At 77.3% G+C, this 1,328-nt stretch carries 2 pseudogenes; both read right to left on the reverse strand.

The window, feature by feature from the left end:
• A pseudogene (locus M878_RS000000100185) lies at positions 1–1,048 on the reverse strand (hypothetical protein); the annotation flags it as partial.
• Positions 1,040–1,328: pseudogene (locus tag M878_RS96685) on the reverse strand (hypothetical protein); the annotation flags it as partial. The pseudogenes M878_RS000000100185 and M878_RS96685, both read right to left, overlap by 9 nt.

Below are 1,328 nucleotides of genomic sequence, written 5' to 3' on the forward strand. Positions count from 1 at the left end.
GCGTGTCCCGCTCGCCGACCGGGCCGTCCGGCCGCAGCGGCGCCAAGGCCCGCGCGAACCGCTCCGCCCAGGCGGGGGAGACGGCGTCCACGGCGGCGAGCGTGCCCGGTCCGACGGGCCCGCCGGGGGCCACCCGCATCAGATGCAGCGCGGTCGCCACATCACCGCTGAGCAGCGCCACGGCACCGCAGTACCGGAACGTCGGCGCCACCGCGCACGCGGCCTCGTACGTCAGCGCCACGGGCGAGGCGGCCGAGGCCGGCTCCGTCTCGGCAAGACACACCACATGAATCCCGGCCCGCGGCCCGGCCACGGCAAGCCGCGCGACAGCGTCCCGCAGGGCACCACCGCCGGGATCCCCGTCCACGACGACGACGGTGTAGGGCCCGGTGAAACCACGGCCCCCGCTGACTTCACCGTCGCCCTTGGCCCAGGAGGGGCGGCGTGGGGAGGGGGCGGGCGTGGTGGGAGCGGCGGTTGCCGTCAGGTGGGGGTCTGGGCCGGTGGGCTGGGCCGACCGGTGGGGGGTGGTGTGTGCGCCGTGGGTGGGGGTGAGTTCCTGGGCAGGAGTGCCGGACGCGTGCGGTGGTGCGGAGCTGCCGGGGGCCGGTGCCTGGGGCGGTATGCCGGGCGTGCCCGGGGTGTGCGCGAGCGCGGAGTCGTCGTAGCCACCGGGACCGATGACGGGTGCCTGGGCCGGTGTGCCGGGAGTGCCGGGGTGGCCTGGCGCGGGTGTCCGGGGCGGTATGTCGGAGGCACCGGGGGTGTGCCCGAGCCCGGGGCCGACAGAGTCGCCGTGGCTGCCTGGACAGCTGGTGACTGGTGCCTGGGCCGGTGCGGCGGGAGCGCCCGCGAGCTTTGCGGGGGCGCCAGAGTGGCCGGAAATATGACCCTGGGCGGGCGTGCCGAGAGCCTCGGGCCTGCCCGAGGGGGAGGTCTGGGCAGCGGCGGCCGAGTGGGAGCCGTGCGTGGCGGTGCTGGACGGCTCGCTGTGTGCGGGGGCGGCGGGGTGGGCCGCGCTTCTGCCGGTCGCCGCGTGGTCGTCCACCCGGCGCAGGAGTTCCTCTGTGCGGGCCGCCGCCTGTTCGCGGTCGTAGGCCAGCAGCAGCCGGCAGTCCTGGCCATGACCCGGCCGGACTGGGGGAGCCAGCCCAGCCAGGCCCACTCGGCCGTGCGCTCGGCCACGGGACGCGAGCGGTCGGCGCTGATCAGCACGATCTCCAGCTGGTCGGGGAGAGTGCAGCGCGGCCAGCTGGGCGAGCACGGCGCGGGCCAGCCCGGACAGCCGGGGGCGCGGACCGGCCAGGCCCAGCGCACCCGCCTCGCGC

It is taken from the genome of Streptomyces roseochromogenus subsp. oscitans DS 12.976, from assembly GCF_000497445.1.
GTDB classification, from domain to species: domain Bacteria; phylum Actinomycetota; class Actinomycetes; order Streptomycetales; family Streptomycetaceae; genus Streptomyces; species Streptomyces oscitans.